We start from the raw sequence: 18,379 nt of genomic DNA on the forward strand, positions 1-18,379 counted from the left end.
GGTTATTCAGCCTTGTAATTGAAGCGCTTCCAGTCGGAAGAAAAACGCCAGTCGCTGTTATTCAGCGCGTTGACCTGGAACGGTTTCGACAGCAAGCCCAGGTCCAGCCCCATGCGTACCGCGACTTGATATACCTCGCCGCTCTTCAGCGCACCCTTTTCGGCAATCAGCCAGCGATTGGGGCGGCGGATCAGCGCTAGCGCGTCGTCGAGCGTATTGAAGCTCTGCTGCAGGCTGCCGTTGATGGCGACGTTATAGCGCCGTGTCACCACGTTGTATTGCAGGCGGATGGTTTGGGTGGCGGTGATGGCTTTCTCGTCAAACCAGTACCAGCGCGGACGGGTCAACTCGACATCGGTCGTGAAATACAGGGACACGCCGCGGTTGATGACTTCTTCCAGGCCGCGGTTGAGATCGAAAGAGAAGGTTGCCGACAGACGGTAGCCGTCATCGTCGGCTTCGATATGTGCCTGACTCAATTCAACGCCATCCGATGCAAAGCTCGAAGCATGGCTAAAAGACAGCGCCAGCATCAGGGCCAGCAGCCAGTATTTGATGAATTGAGGCAATGGTTGTGTCACTGGTTTCGGGTACGGTAAAAGTTAGTTGTGAAACAAGGGCTTAGCACTTCTGGAACAGCGCGTAGAACAAGCCATCGTGGTCGTGTTCGGTGTCGGCGGTCGGCAGCAGTTGTCCGGGGGCCGGTAGCCTGCGCGCATTAGCATTCCGTGCTGCAAAGGCCACTGCCTGGGCTTCCGATTCCTGTGGCCAAACGGAACATGTTACAAGTAACAATTTACCATCCGGGCGCAGCATCTGCCAAAGATTGTCCAGAATCTTTGCCGAAAGTGTTGCAAGTTGCTCGGTGTCGGTCTTGCGGCGCAACCAGCGAATATCGGGGTGGCGGCGCACGATGCCGGAGGCAGTACAGGGGACGTCGGCCAGGATCCGGTCGAACGGCAGACCGTCCACCAGCCGCCGCCGGCGCTGCCCGTGCTAGCGTCGCCTTGCAGTAGCGTGGCCTGCAATTGCAAGCGCTCCAGGTTTTGGGTAATGCGTTGCAAACGTTTGGCATTGTTGTCCAATGCGGTCAGATCGACATCGGCGATCTCCAGTATATGGCCGGTCTTGCCGCCCGGCGCGGCGCAGGCGTCGAGCACCCGCATGCCGTCCTGTACGTCGAGCAGTGGCGCAGCCAGTTGCGCGCCCGCATCCTGCACCGATGCCAGGCCGTCTTCGAAACCGGGAATCTGGGCTACCGGCAGCGCGTTGTCGAGGCGAATTGCATCGGCGCCGATCTGCCTGGCGCCAATGCCGTGCGTCGACAGGCTTTGCAGGTAATCGGCAACGCCGGTTTTGCGGCGGTTGACGCGCAAGGTCAGCGGCGGCGGCGCATTGCCGGCCGTCAGGATAGCTTGCCATTGTTGCGGGTAGGCCGCCTTCATGCGATCGATCCACCAGACCGGATAATTCCACATGCCGAGCGGCGTCTTGACAGCGCTGGCCATCAGCGCTTCGCGCTCACGCAGGAAACGGCGCAGCACGGCATTGACCATGCCCTTGGCGTGCGCCATCTGCGGATCAGAATCGACCGCCGTCACCGCCTGGTTGACCACCGTGAAATTTTCGTAGGCGGGGTCGTCAACATCGGCCAGCAAGCACAGCGCCACGCATAGCAGACAATGCAGCAGTGTCGGTTCCGGCGGTCGGCTGGCCAGATTGTTCAATAAGGTTTCGGCGCGACCGACGCCACGCATGGTGCGATAGGCAATGTCCTGTATCGCGCCGCGAGTTGGCGCTGGCGCGGCCGATTGGGCAAACACCTGGGTCAATGCTTGCGGTAGCGCCGCACCGTCGCGCACCAAGGCAACGGCTTGGGCGGCGCCCAGCAGGCTAAAGGCGAGAGAATCTTTTTTGAGAGTTGAATAGGTCACAAGTTGTTCAGGTCGGTGATGCGTAAGCAGCTTTGGTAAATTGTCCGGTCAGTTCCTGGTCGTCGCCAGTTTGATGCCCAGTGCGATAAAGGCGGCGCCGACGGTGCGCTCCAGCCATTGTTTGACGTGGGGATTGTTGCTTGCGTGCCGGGTCAGGGTTCCTGCCAGCATTGCCGTGCCACTGTTCCAACATAGCGACATGGTAGCAAACACAGCACCCAGAAACAAAAAAGCGACGATCTTGTGCGGCGAATCGTGGTTGACGAATTGCGGGAAAAATGACAGGAAGAACAGGATCACTTTTGGATTCAGTACGTTGGTGATCAAGGCCTGCACGAAAATTGTCTTATGCGAGCGCAGGTCAAGCGCCTCGCGGTTTTCGGTAGATGGCGCTTGCTTGCTGAATAACATTTTGATGCCGAGATAGACCAGATAGGCGCCACCGGCCAGCTTGACCGCCATGAAGGCGGTGGCTGAGGCGGCCAGCAGGGCAGTCAGGCCGAACGCCGACAATGTCGCGTGGATGCAGCAGCCAACGGTAATGCCAAGTGCGGACATGAGGCCGGCGCGGCGCCCTTGCGCCACGCTGCGGCCGACGATATAGGCGGTATCTGGGCCAGGAGTGGCGTTCAGTAGCAGTACGGCCATCAGGAACAGGCCAAAATTGGTGATGCCGAACGATGTCATGGCGGCTTAGCTCGACAGGTTGGTCAGGATGGTGAGATTGTAACGGGGATAGGGGGCAAGTGTGACCGGAAAAACGTCGGGTTTGTTCAATATCACCGGCAGCAACCCGGATTCTTGTCAAAATGACTCATCAGGCGCCGATTTCCTTTGCGCAACTTCTGTAGTCCGCGTTGATGCAGCGTGTTTTATGCAGTCGAAACCAGGGTCGGGACAGGCGCTTGCAATGCTTTCAGCATTTGCTGCGCCTCCAGCCAGCGCCGCAGATCGGCAAATACCCGTTCCGAGCCAATTTCATTAAATAGCTCGTGATACATGCCTTCGTAGTGTTGAAAGGTGCCGATAGCTGGTTGCAGCGCGTCGAAGAAGCGTTGACTGCCTTGCGGATCGACCAGGCGGTCATCGCCGGCTACCAGCAGCAGCGTTGGGATAGCCAGCGTCGGCGCATGGGCCAGCGAAAACTCGCCGGCTTTCAGCATGCTGGTCAGCAGGCGTGCACTGATTTTGTCGTGCACCAGTGGATCGTTACTGTAGGCGGGAGCGACCGCAGGATCGTGCGACAGGTGATTGGTCGAGAGACCGTTCGGTACTGCGACACCGGGAGCCAGCGTCGACATCACCTTGAGCAGGCCCAGCTGGATCGCGCTCAATGGCAGGGCCAGGCCCGGGGAAGACAGGATCAAGCCACGCAGCGGCGACATCTGCGCTGTGGCGAAGCGGGCCGCGAACAGGCCGCCCATGCTGTGGCCGAACAGCAGAGGCGCGGTCGACGGCAAATCGGGATAGTCCAGGGTTTGCTGCTGCGCGAGGTCATCCAGTACGACCTTGGCGTCGCGCAATATGGCGGTGCTGTCAGGCACATCGCCGCGCTTGCCGCCGGAGCGGCCGTGGCCGCGGTGATCGTAACTGCGAACCGCGAGGCCGCAGCGATTGAAGAAGCGCACCACATGGGCATAACGCCCTGAGTGTTCGCCCAGTCCGTGCAACAGCAGGATACTGCCGGCAACCGGCACGCCGGGAGCCAGCGGCCAATCGGTGACGAAGAGAGAAACGCCGTCGTCGGTCGTAAGCTGCTGCTCACGAACTGAGGCCATTATCAGACGCCCCAGAGTACGTCGTTATTGTGCTTGTGCGCTTCGCGCAGCATTTCCAGGAGCGGGTGAATGCGGCTGGCGAAATTGACAGTCTGCACCGGCTCGTGGCCGCTGTCATCGCCGGCTTCATTGTGATGGGCGGCGATGTCGTGCTGGACGCTGTCGGATGCCGGGTGGGCGCGGCTTTCCGATGTCTCGGCTTCCAGTTTGGCGATAGCGGCTGCGCCTTCGGCTGCCGTGATAACGCCGATCTTGACGTCTTTATTCAGCAGGTCGAGGATGCGCTTGGCGTCTTGTTCAAACATGATCACTTCGGCCGACGCTTTGGATTTGAAAGTAACTAACATAAAACCTCAAGATATTGTTTTTGATAAAAAGGACATTGTACAGAATACTTCTTTGTCGGGCGGTTTGCCACCGCTGTCACTGCTGGTTACAGTGCTTGCTGTAAGGATCCTGCATTGACCGGAATGTGGCTGTAATGATAACGCTTGCGGACACTAATTGTGCTTGAAAGACGCGATGAAGGTTTCGGCATTTTCGCGCGAAACTGCCTTTTCCGGGCCCATCACGATTACCTGGTAGATTTCTCTGTCCTGGCTGACAAAGTGTCCGAACAGAACTTCCGCCTTGCCGTCGCGGGTGCTGCCGACCGCCTCGACGTCGACACTGGCCGAGGAGCCTTGTGCGTTTGCGACTGCGCTGGTTTTCTCCGCCTTGACGGTACCGTTGATGTTTTTACAAGTGCGGTTTTCATCGCGCCCAGCGCCGCCTGCGCCTTGGCGGCGTCCGGCAGGGTGGCGCTGCCGACGGCAAAGACCATGTCGTCGACCTTGGCGGCAGTCATTGTCATCGTGACTTGGGTGCCGTCGAGATCGATCTGGCGCGCAAATGTCGCCGGCTTGGCCGGCAGCAGGACGCTGTAGGAAGCGTCCTTGCCGCGCACTTCGCGCCAGTTGAATTTGGGAGAGCAGGCACCGAGCAGCAGCACGGCGCACAGCAACAGGGAGCGGACAGGAAAGGTCGGTGCTGATTTCACGAGATTGAGCAGCGGGCTGCAAAAATGGAAGCAGCCGCTATGGTATCTGATGCTGGAAGGTGCGCACACCAAAAACGATGCCGATGCACAGCAGCACGATCCCCGCCACTACCTGCAGGCTGGGCGCGGCGCCGCGGAAAATAAATGCATACAGCAGCGCGGACAAGGTTTCGAACACGATCAACTGCGCCAGCAGCGCGGTCGGCAGATGCTGGCTGGCCTTGTTCCACAGCAGGATGCCGATCCATGAGGCGCACAGACCGATGACCAGCATCAGGCCGACGAATTGCAGCGGCCGCGGGCCGAACGGGAATGCGTAGACGCCGCCCGCCAGTTTCAGATAGGCGCCGTAGCCGAACAGGCCAACCAGGGCCAAGGGCAAGGTTGCCAAGCCTTGCGCGGTGGCCCAGGTCGATGAACTGATATGCGGATTGGCGCGCAGGTAACGGGCATTGACGATCGGGTACCAGGTCCATGCCGCGACGCCGCCCAGCGCCAGCAGGCAGCCTAGTACATAATCGAACATGGTGCGGGTGTTGCCTGGCTCGCTGGCCGCGGCGCGCATGTGCGCCAGCTCGGCGGCGTTGACGCACAGGATGCCGACCAGGATGATGATCAGCGACGGCGCCAACCGGCGCCAGGCTACGCTCTCTGCGGCATGCCCTGGCGACCAATTGGAAAATACCGAAATCACCACCGGCAAGGTGCCGATCAACATGGTCGGCAGCGGCGCGTCGGCCAGCTGGATCGCCGTCGCCAGCGCGGCGTAGTACAGCAGATTGCCGATCAGCGACAGTTTAAGTGCGGCGCGCCAGTCGGCCTTGGTCAGCACGGCGACGCGCTTGCGGTCAAGCAGGGCCGGCACCAGCGCGATCAGGCCGAAGGCGACATAGCGCCCGAACGACAGCATGATGCCGGGATAGTCGGGCAGCATCAGCGGCGCAATGAACACCAGTCCCCACATCAGGCCGGCGCCGAGCGCGCACAACAGGCCGGTCAGCATGGCGAGATGCTCTTAGTGGACAGATGACGTTGCGCATGATCCGGTGTACGGCAGGCGGGTAATGCGGTAATGATTAGGAATGGCATGGACATTTTGCAGGGCAATCGATCTCGTCGTCCGGCAAACAGTCACAACGACCGCCGACTACGACAAACGCTATCATGCCCGGCCTCAGCTCAGCGGTCTTGTACCAATTTGCTGTTGATACTGCGCCGGCGTGACGCCATAGGCGCGCTTGAACCAGCGCGTCAGGTGGCTTTGATCGGTCAGGCCAACCGCCGCGGCGGCATCAGTCGGGGTGCTGCGCTGGGACAGCAAGGTCTTGGCGCGGGTGGCGCGGCGCGCTTGCAGGTACTGATGCGGTGTCGCGTGGAACTGTGCCGAGAATGCCCTGACGAAGTGAAATACCGACATGCCGGCTTCCGACGCCAGCGTGTCGATATGCAGGGTCTGGTCGAGATTGGCTTCGATGCAATCGAGCACGCGGCGCATCGCCAGCATGCGTTGCGGACGACTGCCTGTTGCGCTGGCGAGCGGGCGCAGGTTCTTGCCGTAGCGTTGCGTAACGGCGTCGATCAGCTGCGTGAAGTGCGAGATGAAGGCGAGGTCGTCCGGCGCTTGCCACATGCGCCGGAACAGCAACTGGAAACTGTCGGCCAGTTGTGGATCATGGGCGGTGGCGTCGGTGAAATAGGCTTCGCTGCCGGTCAGTTCGCGCAGGACCTGCGGCTCGATGAACAGCATCTGGTAAGTCCAGCCGGCGGCGACTTCAGCATGGCCGTCGTGCAATTCGTCGGGATTCAGCAGCACCAGCGTACCGGCCGGCGCTACGTGTTCGGAACCTTTGTGACGAAAGCGCTCGACCCCGGTTTCAATCGCGCCCAGCGAATAGGCGTCGTGCACATGCGGCGCAAACGCGTGGTCGACCAGGCGCGCCGAATACAATTCCACGCCCGGCAGGTGCGGGCTGGTTTTGAAGGTGACGAATTCGGACGGATGATGGAACACGCTGGCGCACCTGGTTAGTCAGGATGGCTCAGGCCAGGCGCGCCAGATGGCGACGCACCGACAGCACGGCGCCGACCAGGCCGAGGCCGGCGCTGATCGCCAGCAACGCCAGAGTTGCCGTCCAGTTCAGCGGCAGCAGACGGAATTCCGACGCATACAGGCGGGCGAATTCGGCAATCGCCTGGTTCAGCGGCTGCATGCCGAGCGCCACCGCGCCCAGCGCCAGGCCGCCGGCACACAGGCCGAGCAATGCGCCAGTGTAATAGAACGGGCGATGGATGAAGGCGTCGGTCGCGCCGACCAGCTTGGCAACGGCAATTTCTTCGCGCTGCGTCAGCACCTGCAGTCGCACGGTATTGAATACCACCGCCACCACCACAACCGCCAGCGTCGCCGCCAGGAACAGCAATACCAGCCGCAGGATCGCCAGCAGGGCGGCCAGGCGCTTGACCCATTCCGAGTCGACCTGCACGGTATCGACACCCGGCAGGGCTTTGAGATCGGCGGCAATCACGTCGATGCGCCCGGCGTCAGGGGCATCGTGGAAACCGGCCAGCTTCAGCACGTAGGCGTCCGGCAGAGGATTCTGGCCCAGCGTGGTCAGCGCATCGTCCATGCCGGTCTTGTTTTTCAGGCTGATTAGCGCGTCTTCACGCGGCATGAACAGGACCTTGGCGGTGCTATGGTGTTTCTGCAACACGGCATCGATCGGTTTGGCCAGCGCCGTGGCTTTGTCGCGCGCGGTGTCGAGCGCCATGAAGATGCTGATCTCCGGCTCCACCGCGAGCTGTTCCGATATCGGGCGCACGTTTTCCATTAGCGTCAAGCCGCCGAACGGCAACGCCAGCGCAATCGCCACCACCAGCACATTCAGTGCAAAGCCGCCGGGCGACTTGAGCAGGTGGGTGAAGGCGTCAGTGAGGGCAAACCAATGTTGTCGCAACCAGATATTCATGCTGCACCTCCGTTCGAGCGCAGCGCTGAATTCTGCCAGTGGTCGACGATCTGTCCCTGGTCGAGAAACACGACGCGATTGGCGCTGTTGAGGAATTGCTCGTCATGGGTTGAGATCAGGCAGGTCACACCGACCGCGTGAAACGACCTGAGCGCATCGAGTACCTTGTTGGCGTTGTCGCGATCGAGGTTGGCGGTGGGTTCGTCGGCCAGGATGATTTGCGGGCGATTGACGATGGCGCGCGCAATCGAAACGCGCTGCTGCTCGCCGCCCGACAGCGCTTGCGGATCGCTGGCGGCCTTGTCCAGCAGGCCGACCTTGTCAAGCGCGGCCTGCGCGCGCTTTTCAGCTTCGCTGCGCGTGGCACCGGTGACCAGCAGCGGCAGCATCACATTGGCCAGCACGGTGCGGTCCTGCAGCAGTTTCTGCTGTTGCAGGATCAGACCCAGGTTGCGCCGCAGGTAAGGCAGGCCGGAAGATTTCAGCTTGCCGACATTGGCGCCGCTGACAGTCAGGGTGCCGCTGCTGGGGCGCTCGATGGCGGCAATCAGATTGAGCAAGGTCGACTTGCCGGCGCCGGATGGGCCGGCCAGAAAAATCAGGTCGCCCTTGTTGACCGTCAGCGTGATATCGCGCAGCGCGACCACGTCACGCGCGTATTTCTTGGATACCTGGTTGAATTCAATCATTGCACGAAGTGGTTAGGGTGAGATGGCACGCTTCATCGGCGGCAGAGGAGCCGCCGGCCGGACTGGATCAGGTCAAAAGTGCGTCTACAAATTCGGTCGCATCGAACGGCTGCAAATCTTCAATCTGTTCGCCGACGCCGATGAAATATACCGGGATTGCGCGGTTGGTGGCAATTGCCGCCAGCACGCCGCCCTTGGCGGTGCCGTCCAGCTTGGTGATGACCAGGCCGGTCAGGCCGAGCGCATCGTCGAAAACCTTGACCTGGGTCAGCGCGTTCTGGCCGGTGTTGCCGTCGATGACCAGCAGCACTTCGTGCGGCGCAGTCGCCATGCCTTTGCCGATCACGCGCTTGATTTTCTTGAGTTCGTCCATCAGATGCAATTGCGTCGGCAGGCGGCCCGCGGTATCGACCATGACCACGTTGATGCCGCGCGCCTGTGCCGAATGCACGGCATCGAAGGCCACTGCGGCTGGATCGCCGGATTCCTGGGCGATGACGGTGACGTTGTTGCGCTCACCCCAGATCGTCAATTGTTCGCGTGCAGCAGCGCGGAAAGTATCGCCCGCCGCCAGCAGCACCGATTGGTTGTGCGCCTGCAGGTGCTTGGCCAGTTTGCCGATGGTGGTGGTCTTGCCGGCGCCGTTGACGCCGGCGATCATCATCACCAGCGGTTGATGCTGATCCAGCACCAGCGGCTTTTGCAAGGGCGTCAACAAATCGATCAGCAAGGTGCGCAGCGCCGCCTTGACCTGCGGTGCCTCAGTGAGTTTGTCTTCCTTGACCTTCTTTTTCAGGGCATTGAGCAGGAAATGCGTGGCTTCGACACCGGCGTCGGATACCAGCAGCGCCGATTCCAGCTCTTCATACAAGTCTTCGTCGATCTTGGCGCCGACGAACAAGGTGGTCAGGTTGGATGAGGTCTTCGACAGTCCGGTTCTCAGGCGCGACAGCCAAGAGCGCTTTTGCTCGGCGGCGACCGGCGCGGCGACGATCTCGGCTTCGGTTTCGGCGGTAGCTGTGGGCGCAACCTCCACGGCCGCAGTCGGTGTGACCGTCGGCGGGGCAACCACGGCGGTCACCGGTGCTGCTGCTGGCGGCAATGCGGCAGGGGTAGCAGGTGCGGCCACTGGTGTTTCTGGCAACGGCGCGGGTTCGACTTTTGGTTTTTTCTTGAAGAAACTAAACATCTGAGGCCTGGTCTGGAAGGCAATGAAATAGGGGGTTACAGCGACCCGCTTTGGGCTGCCGGACAAGAGGTACAATCACCGGCATTCTATCAGAGCGACGCGCTTCGAATTCGGGAACGTCTTGCCGTTTGTGCCAGTATCCGGGTATCTTCGGCGGTCAAATGCGATCGGATGCTCGAAATCCGAGCAAAGCTCCCCATTTTTATTAAGATTAATGAAAAAGCAAAGTTCCAACAAAACGCCGGTACATGCCGGCAAAGCGCCATTGGCGCGGCAGGTCAGGATTATCGGCGGCGCCTGGAAGCGCACACCGCTGGCAGTATTGGATAGCGAAGGTTTGCGGCCGACGCCGGACCGGGTGCGCGAGACGGTATTTAATTGGCTTACGCACTTGCTTGATGGCAACTGGAGTGAAGTGCGTTGCCTGGATTTGTTTGCGGGCACCGGCGCGCTCGGTTTCGAATCTGCTAGTCGAGGCGCTGCGTCAGTGACGATGATCGAACATAACACCCCTGCGGTGCGTCAGCTGGAAGCCACCAAGGCCAAGCTGGACGCGGCCCAGGTGCAAGTGCTGCGCAGCGACGCGGCGACCTGGCTGAGCAAGGCGGCCGGCGATGCGGCGCGCTATGACCTGATTTTCCTGGACCCGCCTTACAACCTGGGCTGGCTGGAAAAGACCGTGCCGTTATGCCGTGGTCTGCTGAGTGATTATGGGTTGTTGTATCTTGAATCCGAATTTGCGCTGTTGCCGGAAGATTTGCCGGCATGGCTGGCAGGGTGGGAGTTGCTGCGAGCCGACAAAGCTGGCATGGTGTTTTATCACTTGCTTAGAAAGCAATAAAATTCTGTCCGATGCGAATTGTGCCTGATGTAAATTCAGGCATAATGCGCGATCTGATTGGGTGCAAGGGGAAGAAGATGGTCACTGCAGTTTATCCGGGAACGTTCGATCCGCTCACGCGTGGTCATGAAGATCTGGTGCGTCGCGCATCCGGCCTGTTCGACAAGCTGGTGGTGGGGGTTGCTGACAGCAAGAACAAGAAACCGTTTTTCTCCCTTGAAGAGCGCCTGTCGATTGCCAACGAAGTGTTGGGACATTATCCGAATGTGCAGGTCGAGAGTTTTTCCGGTTTGCTCAAGGATTTCGTGCGACAGCATGATGCCAACGTGATTGTGCGCGGCTTGCGCGCGGTATCCGACTTCGAATTCGAGTTCCAGATGGCCGGCATGAACCGTTATCTGCTGCCGGATGTGGAAACCCTGTTCCTGACGCCGTCGGATCAGTATCAGTTCATCTCCGGCACCATCGTCCGTGAAATCGCGACGCTCGGCGGCGATGTCTCCAAATTCGTTTTCCCTTCGGTCGAAAAATGGCTGAAAGAAAAACTCGACGCCCAGCAGTCCTGAGCGGCAAGTCGCCAATCGGCATAGAATGATGCAGTAAAGCGGGATCGCCTGATCCCGCGGCAACCTGATTTAAAAGAGTAGTGCAATGGCTTTATTGATCACCGACGACTGTATTAATTGCGACGTATGCGAGCCTGAGTGCCCGAACGGTGCGATCTACATGGGGCCGCTGATTTACGAAATCGATCCGCATAAATGCACCGAATGCGTAGGCCATTTCAATGAACCGCAGTGTCAGCAGGTGTGTCCGGTCAGTTGCATTCCGCTGGACCCGGCCTGGCACGAATCCAAGGAACAGCTGCAGGCCAAGTATGAGCGCCTGCAAGCCGAACTGGCTGCGGCAGCTGCCGCCAAGGCGCAGTAAGCTAGAACGCCAATTCCAGTTCGACTTCCTGGCCTACGCGCAGGATTTTTCCCTCTCCCTCCAGCAAAATCACGTTGACGCCGAAGGTGATGCCGTCATTGACGCGCGGATTGATGCGATAGGTCATCAAGATGTCCAGCGGGTCGGGACCGTATTCGCCGGTGGCCTGGTCGATCGACGGCATCGGGCAGCGCGCACATGGCTTGACCGGTTGCAGGCTGATGTTGCCCGCCTGGATAGTCGCCACGAAATCCTCTTCAAATGCGTCCACGCCATCGATCGCGATATTCGGCCTGAAACGATTCATTGGCAAGGCGGCGCGGCCCTGCGTCTGTAGCTTGTGGTTCAGGTCGTCCAGCGATCCTTGCGAGATCAGCAGCATTGGATAGCCGTCGGGAAAGTGCGTCGGCACATCGATATCGTTGGTCCATTTCTTACTCGCCAAGCGTTGTGCGCCGGGATTGAAACGCACCAGCCGGCACGCCATACCGAGTACTTGTGAAAACCAGGTTGCGGCTTGGTCACCGCAATCGTGCGCCGCGACCGTATCGTCCCAGATGGTGACGGCAAGCGTTGGCGTGTCCGGCGCCAGTTGGGCGGTCGAGACGGTCAGCGGCGCCATGCCCGGCGCTTGCACCTGCATCGCGTCCGCATGCAAGGCCGGCACGATCAACGCCATCGCGGGATGCGTGCGCTGCGACAGGAATTGCCCGGCGCTGTCGACGACCATCCATTCACGATCATGGATTTGCCGATGGCTGAGGCCGAAGGCCGTGACGGTTGCTTCCTGCAGGTCAATGCCGCGGCAGGATTTGATCGGATAGAGTGTCAGGGTGGTGATGGTCGACATCGTATTCATTCTTCCTTTTGCAATAACGGTTGAGCCAGGATATGGCCCAGCCAGTCCTGAAATTCGGTGATCGCAGCTTCCTTCCGGGTATCAAATGGCGATACCGAAAAATAGCTGCCACGCGCCGGCGCCGTGATGTCGAACAGGCGCACCAGGCGGCCGCTGGCCAAATGGTTGTGCACCAGGCAGCCGCGCGCTAGCGCGATGCCCTGGTCGGCTGCTGCAGCATCAAGCAGATGCATCGGATCGTCATACAGCCCGCCGGTTTGCGGTTCACCGTGTTTGATCCCGGCGGCAGAAAACCATTGCTCCCAACCGCGATGATGGGCGAAGCGCAGCAAGGGATGGCGTGGCAGATCTTGCGGCGTGACGTCCGGATGAGCGGCCAAAAAGGCCGGGCTGCATACCGGGAAAATCACTTCTTTGAGCAGGCGCTGGTAGCGGAAATTTTTGTGGCCGACGCGGCCGTACCAGATGGCGACATCGACGTCGTTGAAAGCGAGTTCGCTCAATTCATGTGCGCTGCGCAGGCTGATGTTGATGTGCGGATGCAAGCTCTGAAACGCCGCCAACCGCGGCACCAGCCAAGCGCTGGCGAACGATGGCGAGACGCCGACGCGCAGCGTCTGTCCGCTACGCTTGCGCTCGGTCTGCCCGAGTTGCAGCGCCAGATCCAGTGCCGTCAGGGCTTGTCGTACTTCTTCCGCCAGCAGCCGGCCGCTGTCGGTTAGCACCATTTGCCGGCCTTCACGCTGGAACAGCTTGCGCCCGATGCGCTGTTCCAGCGCACGGATCTGGTGGCTGACGGCGCTGTGTGTCAGGTGCAGTTCTTCTCCGGCCCGGGTGTAATTACCCAGTCGCGCGGCGGCTTCAAAGGCGCGCAGGGTCTGGGTTGGCGGCAAGCGTTCGAACATGTTGGCGTGGATTAAGTATTAATCGGTTAATTTCATTCACATATAAGGATAAAACACTTCGTTGGCTTTCGTGCGCATTGCTTCTTAATATCAACATATTCCGTTCTAATTGTGCGACCGATCATGAAGCTTGCCACCCGTGTGTTCCTGATATTTTCTTCAAGCTATTTCATTTCCTACCTGGCGCGCGGCATCAACTTGCCGCTGGCGCCTCTGCTGAGCAGCGAACTCGGCTTGTCGCCGGCCCAGCTGGGTTTGCTCACCAGCCTGTATTTCTTCGCCTTCGCGGCTTGCCAGCTGCCGCTGGGCATCCTGCTCGATCGCTTCGGCCCACGCCGGGTGCTGGCCTGTTTACTGTTGCTGGCCGCAGCCGGGGCGGCGGTCTCAGCCAATGCGCACGGATTCGGCATGCTGATGCTTGGTCGTCTGTTGCTGGGAGTTGGCACTTCGGCATGCCTGATGGCGGGTCTCAAGGCCATCGTCGCCTGGTTTCCGCAAGATCACTTGCCGTTGATGAATGGCGCCATCTACGCGATTGGCGGGCTGGGCGCCGTAGCGACCGGTACACCGATTGCATGGGCGCTAGGCTGGACCAGTTGGCGCGTGTTGTTTGTGGTGGTGGCGGTGCTGATTCTGCTGATAGTGCTGGCGCTATTTACGCTGGTCCCGGAAAAGGACGAACAGCATCCGAAGAGCAACCTGGTGGCGCAACTGCGCGATATCGGTGGGATATTCAGGAGTCGCTTGTTCTGGCGAACAGCGCCATTGGTGATGGCCAGCCAGGGCGTATTTCTCGGCGTTCAAGGTTTGTGGGCCGGGCCATATCTGCGCGATGTCAGCCAGCTGTCCGCTTCAGCCGCAGCGAATATCGTGGCGCTGGTCGGTTTGGCGATGGTGTTGGGGGCGGTCGGTTCCGGTTGGCTGGCGCGTCGTTTGCAACAACGTGGGATTTCATTGCATATCACGGCGGGCAGCGGGATGTTTCTGTTCATGCTGGTGCAGTTGCTGATCATGCTCGGCGCGCCGCTGCCGAATTGGCTGCTGTGGGGATTGTATGGTTTGTGCGGTACTGCCGGCGTATTGTCGTATGCGGCGCTGGTACGCGAATTTCCGTCGCATCTGGCGGGGCGCGTCAGCACCGGCCTGACGCTAGTGATTTTTGCCGGCGCATTTATCGTGCAGTATGGATTTGGCGTGCTGCTCAATCTCTGGCCGCAGGATGGCGGGCGTTATGCAGTTGCCGCGCATCGGACTGCGTGGCTGATTGCCTTACTGGTGCAGTTGGTTGCGGGTATCTGGTTTTGCCGGCCGCTGCGGAAAACCACAACGCCGGTAACAGATCCGCTTAGCGCAACATGAACGACATGGCTGACAGGCTGTTCAAGATGCGCACCGCATATTGCACCGATGGCGCGGCAAATTCGACATTAACGCCGTCGATCCGCTGCAACAGCGGCAGTTGGCAGAACAGGTCGGCCAAAGCCGGGCTCTGGATTTGCAGGCGGCAGGTAAGCGGCGTTTGCAGGACGAACGGCTTGGCTTGACCGATGGCGGCGATTGCCGCTGTGGCATTTTCGCCCAGTAATGCGTTTGCTCGTTGCGGCGACAGTGACACGCCGCTGGTATTGCCATCGGCAGTTTTGATCGCTACCAATTTGGCGTGCGGGAACAGCGCCTGATTTTCGGCAACGAACACATCGTCGCCGCTGCCGAAAATTACCGGCACACCGAATTCTCCGGCGAGCGCACCGTAGATGCCGGCTTCGCCGAGCTCCATGTCGTTCAGCCAGACGCGTGAAAATGCGAAGCTGTTGATGGTGTGAGCGAGGATGCCGCGGCTTTGCGAGCGGCCGTGGTAGCCGACCATCATGACAGCATCCACACCGCTTTCCACGCCGCTCATCATGCCCAGCAGGCGTGGCTTGCCGAGGATGGCGCTGGCGGCTGGATGTAGCAGGTCCGGCAGCAGGTTGCGGAAGCCGCCGTGCGAATCGTTGACCAGGATTTCACTGGCGCCGCTGGCCAGCGCACCTTCGATGACGGCGTTGGCTTCTGCCGTCATCAGGCGCCGTGCACGCTCGTACTCGGGATTGCCGGCGCGGGTTTGCTCTGGATGGAAGACACCGGCGATGCCTTCGATATCAACGGAAATCAATATTTTCATGAGGTGCTTTTGAGAGGGAACTAAGCCGGAAGATTGGCCGAGGCGTCGCGCAGCGACTGGCGTTGATGACCGTCGCGACCGGTTACGGTTTCGGCCGCAAACAAGGCGTTGACGATTGCCTGCTCGGTGCTGTCAACCACTGCTTCGAACAAGGGATCGAGAAAACTGTCGTGCAAGGATGCGCTTTGATGCATCGCCTGATCCGGGCGATACGGCAGGGTTTGTGCAGTGGAAAAGGCCAGCGCCAGGTCGCCGCTGCCGTGGCCGTAAATCGAACCGGTGCGGCCAAGGCCGACGCCGCAGCGGGTTGCCAATCGGCCCAGCTGGCGCGCATCGAGCGGCGCATCGGTAGCGATGATCATGATGATCGAACCCATTTCAGGGACATCTTCCAGCGGCTGCCGCAAGCGCAGCAATTCTTCGCCGACGCGACGTCCCGCCAGCGTCAGCGCCGCCAGCTTGCCGAAATTCGATAGCACCAGTGCACCAACGCAATACTGCTTGCCGCCGACTTGCGCCAAGCGTGAGGCCGAACCGATGCCGCCCTTGAGTTCGAAGCTCGACATGCCGCGTCCGGCGCCGACTGCACCCTGTGCAAAATCGGCGGCGGCAGCGGACAAGGCTTGCCGGTAATGATCGGCAGTGATCGCCAGCGCCTGGATATCGTTCAGGTAGCCGTCATTGCATTCGAATACCAGCGGATTGACGGTTGGATCGCTGCGGCCGATTTCCGGGTTGTCGCCGATGGCAGAAACGATCTGGGCGGTGGCGACGCTGCCGACCGACAGGGTATTGGTCAGCGCAATCGGCGTCTCCAGTACGCCCAGTTCCTGCACCTGCACCAGGCCGATGCTTTTGCCGAAACCGTTGAATACGGTAGCGGCTGCCGGCACCTTGTCGCGGAACGGATCGCCGCCATGCGGACGGATCACGGTGACTCCGGTCTGGATCGATCCTTGCGCCAGTGTCGCGTGGCCTACCGTTACGCCGGCCACATCGCTGATGGCGTTGAGCGGGCCGGCAGGCAACGCGCCGATATGAGGGATGTTCAGCATCAGCGACGGTCGATCTTCGGGTCCAGTGCGTCGCGCAAGCCATCACCCAACAGATTGAAGGCCAGCACCGTCAGGAAAATCGCCAGGCTAGGGAACACGGCGATATGCGGCGCCGTCATCATGTCGGCGCGCGCTTCGTTGAGCATCGCGCCCCATTCCGGCATTGGCGGCTGCGCGCCCATGCCGAGGAACGACAGGCTGGCGGCGGTGATGATCGAAGTGCCGATACGCATCGTGAAGTACACCACCACGGCCGACACTGTGCCAGGGAAAATATGGCGCAGGATGATGGTGCGGTCATTGGCGCCGATACTGCGCACCGCTTCGATAAAGGTCAGATGCTTCAGCGCCAGCGTGTTGCCGCGCACCAGGCGGGCGAAGGTCGGGATGCTGAAGATGGCGACCGCGACGATCACGTTAGACATGCCGTTACCGAGGATCGCGACGATGCCGATCGCCAGCAGGATGCCTGGGAAGGCGAACAGCACGTCGCAGATGCGCATGATGATGCGATCGGCCCAGCCTTCGTAATAACCGGCGATCAGGCCCATCAAGGTCCCGATCACGGCACCGACGGCGACCGAGGAGAAGCCGGCGGTCAGCGAAATGCGGGTGCCCATCAGGATGCGGCTGAAGATGTCGCGTCCGAGCGAGTCGACGCCGAACCAATGCGCCAGCGACGGCCCAGCATTCAAGGCGTCATAATCGAAATAATTTTCGGGATCGTAAGGCACTAACCAGGGCGCGGCAATCGCGACCACGATTAGCAACAGTACGAAACAGCCGGCGGCCACCGCTAGATGCTGTTTCTTGAATTTGCGCCAGAATTCGCTCCAAGGCGTGCGGATGGAATTTGGCAGCGGCGCAGCAGCGACAGCGCTGGTGACTGGAGAGAGAGGGCTTGATGGAGTAGTCACGGGCGGCCTCATTTGTAACGGATGCTCGGATTGATGACGGCGTACAGCACGTCGACAATCAGATTGATAAAGATGAATTCCAGCGAGAACAGCAGGATCTCGGCCTGGATGATTGGATAGTCGCGCATCTCGACGGCGTCGATCAGCAAACGCCCCATGCCGGGCCAGTTGAACACTTTCTCGACCACGATCGAACCGCCCAGCAGGAAGCCGAATTGCAGCCCCATCATCGTGACGACTGGAATCAGCGAGTTGCGCAGGCAGTGCTTGAGCACCACGACCATTTCCGACAAGCCCTTGGCGCGGGCGGTGCGGACAAAATCTTCCTGCAGGATTTCAACGAACGAGGAACGGGTAAAACGCGCCATCACTGCTGCTACCGCGGCGCCGAGTGTCAGCGACGGCAGGATGTAATGGCGCCAGCTGTCGGCGCCGATAGTCGGCAGCCAGCCCAGCTTCACGGAAAACAGTTCCATCAGCAGCATGCCGAGCGCAAACGATGGAAACGAAATACCTGATACGGCGAGTGTCATGCCAAGCCGGTCCGGCCATTCATTGCGCCACACCGCCGAGACGATGCCGATGAACAGACCGAACAATACCGCCCACACCATACTGGTCACGGTCAGCCAGAAGGTTGGCCAGAAGCGTTCGGCAATCTCGGCGCTGACCGGGCGCTTGGTGCGCAGCGAGGTGCCGAAGTCGCCACGCACGGCGTTGCTAAAGTAGCTGATGAATTGTTCATGCATCGGTTTGTCCAGACCGAGGTCGTGCCGGATCAGCTCCACGGTCTGGGAGTCTGCTTCAGGTCCGGCGACCAGCCGCGCCGGATCGCCCGGCAGCAGGTGGACAAACAGGAATACCATGACTGCCACAATCAGCAAGGTCGGTATCAGGCCCATCAGGCGTTTTAGTACGTAAGGAAACATGGGGCGCTCGGGTAATTGGCCAAACTGCGGCGATAGAATCTATTTGCTGGAAATTTCTACTGCATCTCAACGACACCGTCATTCCCGCGAACGCGGGAATCCATTTTTTGCAATCGCCAGGGCAATCTCAATGCGAGTCCTGGTGTTAAACCAATGCAGTAACCTGGATCCCCGCGTTCGCGGG

20 protein-coding genes and 1 pseudogene are annotated in these 18,379 nt (G+C 60.1%); 4 read left to right on the plus strand and 17 right to left on the minus strand.

All coding sequences use genetic code 11. The annotated features are described in order from the left end of the window. Positions 1-2: 2 nt before the first annotated feature. From CAter10_RS02510 to ftsY, 11 genes and pseudogenes are all read right to left on the minus strand, one after another. Positions 3-581: a DUF4390 domain-containing protein gene (locus CAter10_RS02510; RefSeq protein WP_082797766.1), complete on the minus strand. Its 579-nt coding sequence runs from the start codon at positions 579-581 to the stop codon at positions 3-5. Positions 582-621: 40 nt separating this feature from the next. Next, a pseudogene (rsmB, locus tag CAter10_RS02515) lies at positions 622-1,934 on the minus strand (16S rRNA (cytosine(967)-C(5))-methyltransferase RsmB). Positions 1,935-1,982: 48 nt separating this feature from the next. Next, on the minus strand, positions 1,983-2,621 hold the full coding sequence (locus tag CAter10_RS02520; RefSeq protein ID WP_061532153.1) for a LysE family translocator: 639 nt from the start codon (positions 2,619-2,621) through the stop codon (positions 1,983-1,985). A 185-nt stretch (positions 2,622-2,806) separates the two neighbouring features. Beyond that, on the minus strand, positions 2,807-3,712 hold the full coding sequence (locus CAter10_RS02525) for an alpha/beta hydrolase (protein ID WP_061532154.1): 906 nt from the start codon (positions 3,710-3,712) through the stop codon (positions 2,807-2,809). 2 nt (positions 3,713-3,714) lie between these two features. Continuing rightward, the gene (locus CAter10_RS02530; RefSeq protein ID WP_061532155.1) at positions 3,715-4,059 is read right to left on the minus strand and encodes a DUF1840 domain-containing protein; all 345 of its coding nucleotides are present in this window, start codon (positions 4,057-4,059) and stop codon (positions 3,715-3,717) included. 227 nt (positions 4,060-4,286) lie between these two features. Continuing rightward, positions 4,287-4,751, minus strand: coding sequence for a hypothetical protein (locus CAter10_RS21745; protein ID WP_335340185.1), 465 nt, complete (start codon positions 4,749-4,751; stop codon positions 4,287-4,289). A 37-nt stretch (positions 4,752-4,788) separates the two neighbouring features. After that, on the minus strand, positions 4,789-5,754 hold the full coding sequence (locus CAter10_RS02540; protein WP_061532157.1) for a DMT family transporter: 966 nt from the start codon (positions 5,752-5,754) through the stop codon (positions 4,789-4,791). 171 nt (positions 5,755-5,925) lie between these two features. Next, on the minus strand, positions 5,926-6,762 hold the full coding sequence (locus tag CAter10_RS02545; RefSeq protein WP_061532158.1) for an AraC family transcriptional regulator: 837 nt from the start codon (positions 6,760-6,762) through the stop codon (positions 5,926-5,928). A gap of 28 nt (positions 6,763-6,790) precedes the next feature. Further along, positions 6,791-7,717 carry a permease-like cell division protein FtsX gene (ftsX, locus tag CAter10_RS02550; RefSeq protein ID WP_061532159.1) on the minus strand — a complete coding sequence of 309 codons (927 nt, stop codon included), beginning with the start codon at positions 7,715-7,717 and terminating at the stop codon, positions 6,791-6,793. Next, positions 7,714-8,406: a cell division ATP-binding protein FtsE gene (locus tag CAter10_RS02555; protein WP_061532160.1), complete on the minus strand. Its 693-nt coding sequence runs from the start codon at positions 8,404-8,406 to the stop codon at positions 7,714-7,716. The genes ftsX and CAter10_RS02555 overlap by 4 nt, the downstream gene beginning before the upstream one ends. Positions 8,407-8,473: 67 nt before the next feature. Then, entirely contained in the window at positions 8,474-9,595 is a 1,122-nt protein-coding gene (gene ftsY, locus CAter10_RS02560) for a signal recognition particle-docking protein FtsY (protein WP_061532161.1), read from the minus strand. Positions 9,596-9,809: 214 nt separating this feature from the next. Between ftsY and rsmD the strand changes: the two genes are divergently transcribed. The 3 genes from rsmD to CAter10_RS02575 all read left to right on the plus strand — a co-directional run bounded on the left by rsmD (position 9,810) and on the right by CAter10_RS02575 (position 11,366). Beyond that, on the plus strand, positions 9,810-10,436 hold the full coding sequence (gene rsmD, locus CAter10_RS02565) for a 16S rRNA (guanine(966)-N(2))-methyltransferase RsmD (RefSeq protein ID WP_061532162.1): 627 nt from the start codon (positions 9,810-9,812) through the stop codon (positions 10,434-10,436). A 77-nt stretch (positions 10,437-10,513) separates the two neighbouring features. Next, a complete protein-coding gene (coaD, locus tag CAter10_RS02570) occupies positions 10,514-11,002 on the plus strand; it encodes a pantetheine-phosphate adenylyltransferase (RefSeq protein ID WP_061535139.1) in 489 nt (162 codons plus the stop codon). An 85-nt stretch (positions 11,003-11,087) separates the two neighbouring features. Beyond that, entirely contained in the window at positions 11,088-11,366 is a 279-nt protein-coding gene (locus CAter10_RS02575) for a YfhL family 4Fe-4S dicluster ferredoxin (protein ID WP_061532163.1), read from the plus strand. Between the two features lies 1 nt (position 11,367). Here the strand turns inward: CAter10_RS02575 and CAter10_RS02580 are convergent, their stop codons facing one another. After that, positions 11,368-12,216 (minus strand): MOSC domain-containing protein, encoded by an 849-nt coding sequence (locus tag CAter10_RS02580; protein ID WP_061535140.1) that lies wholly within the window; start codon positions 12,214-12,216, stop codon positions 11,368-11,370. Positions 12,217-12,221: 5 nt separating this feature from the next. Next, positions 12,222-13,130, minus strand: coding sequence for a transcriptional regulator GcvA (gene gcvA, locus CAter10_RS02585; RefSeq protein ID WP_061532164.1), 909 nt, complete (start codon positions 13,128-13,130; stop codon positions 12,222-12,224). 123 nt (positions 13,131-13,253) lie between these two features. Between gcvA and CAter10_RS02590 the strand changes: the two genes are divergently transcribed. Further along, positions 13,254-14,489, plus strand: a complete 1,236-nt coding sequence (locus tag CAter10_RS02590) for an MFS transporter (protein WP_061532165.1) — start codon at positions 13,254-13,256, stop codon at positions 14,487-14,489. Here CAter10_RS02590 and CAter10_RS02595 read toward each other — a convergent pair. The 4 genes from CAter10_RS02595 to gsiC are packed head-to-tail and all read right to left on the minus strand — an operon-like array spanning position 14,476 to position 18,195. Continuing rightward, positions 14,476-15,294, minus strand: coding sequence for a M55 family metallopeptidase (locus CAter10_RS02595; RefSeq protein WP_061532166.1), 819 nt, complete (start codon positions 15,292-15,294; stop codon positions 14,476-14,478). The two genes, CAter10_RS02590 and CAter10_RS02595, sit on opposite strands and share 14 nt — an antisense overlap. Positions 15,295-15,314: 20 nt before the next feature. Continuing rightward, positions 15,315-16,349, minus strand: coding sequence for a DmpA family aminopeptidase (locus tag CAter10_RS02600; protein ID WP_061532167.1), 1,035 nt, complete (start codon positions 16,347-16,349; stop codon positions 15,315-15,317). Next, a complete protein-coding gene (gsiD, locus tag CAter10_RS02605; protein ID WP_231879144.1) occupies positions 16,349-17,266 on the minus strand; it encodes a glutathione ABC transporter permease GsiD in 918 nt (305 codons plus the stop codon). Before gsiD ends, CAter10_RS02600 begins: the two co-directional genes overlap by 1 nt. An 8-nt stretch (positions 17,267-17,274) precedes the next feature. After that, a complete protein-coding gene (gsiC, locus tag CAter10_RS02610) occupies positions 17,275-18,195 on the minus strand; it encodes a glutathione ABC transporter permease GsiC (protein ID WP_061532169.1) in 921 nt (306 codons plus the stop codon). Positions 18,196-18,379: the final 184 nt, after the last annotated feature.

Source organism: Collimonas arenae, from assembly GCF_001584165.1.
In the GTDB taxonomy this organism is placed as follows: domain Bacteria; phylum Pseudomonadota; class Gammaproteobacteria; order Burkholderiales; family Burkholderiaceae_D; genus Collimonas; species Collimonas arenae.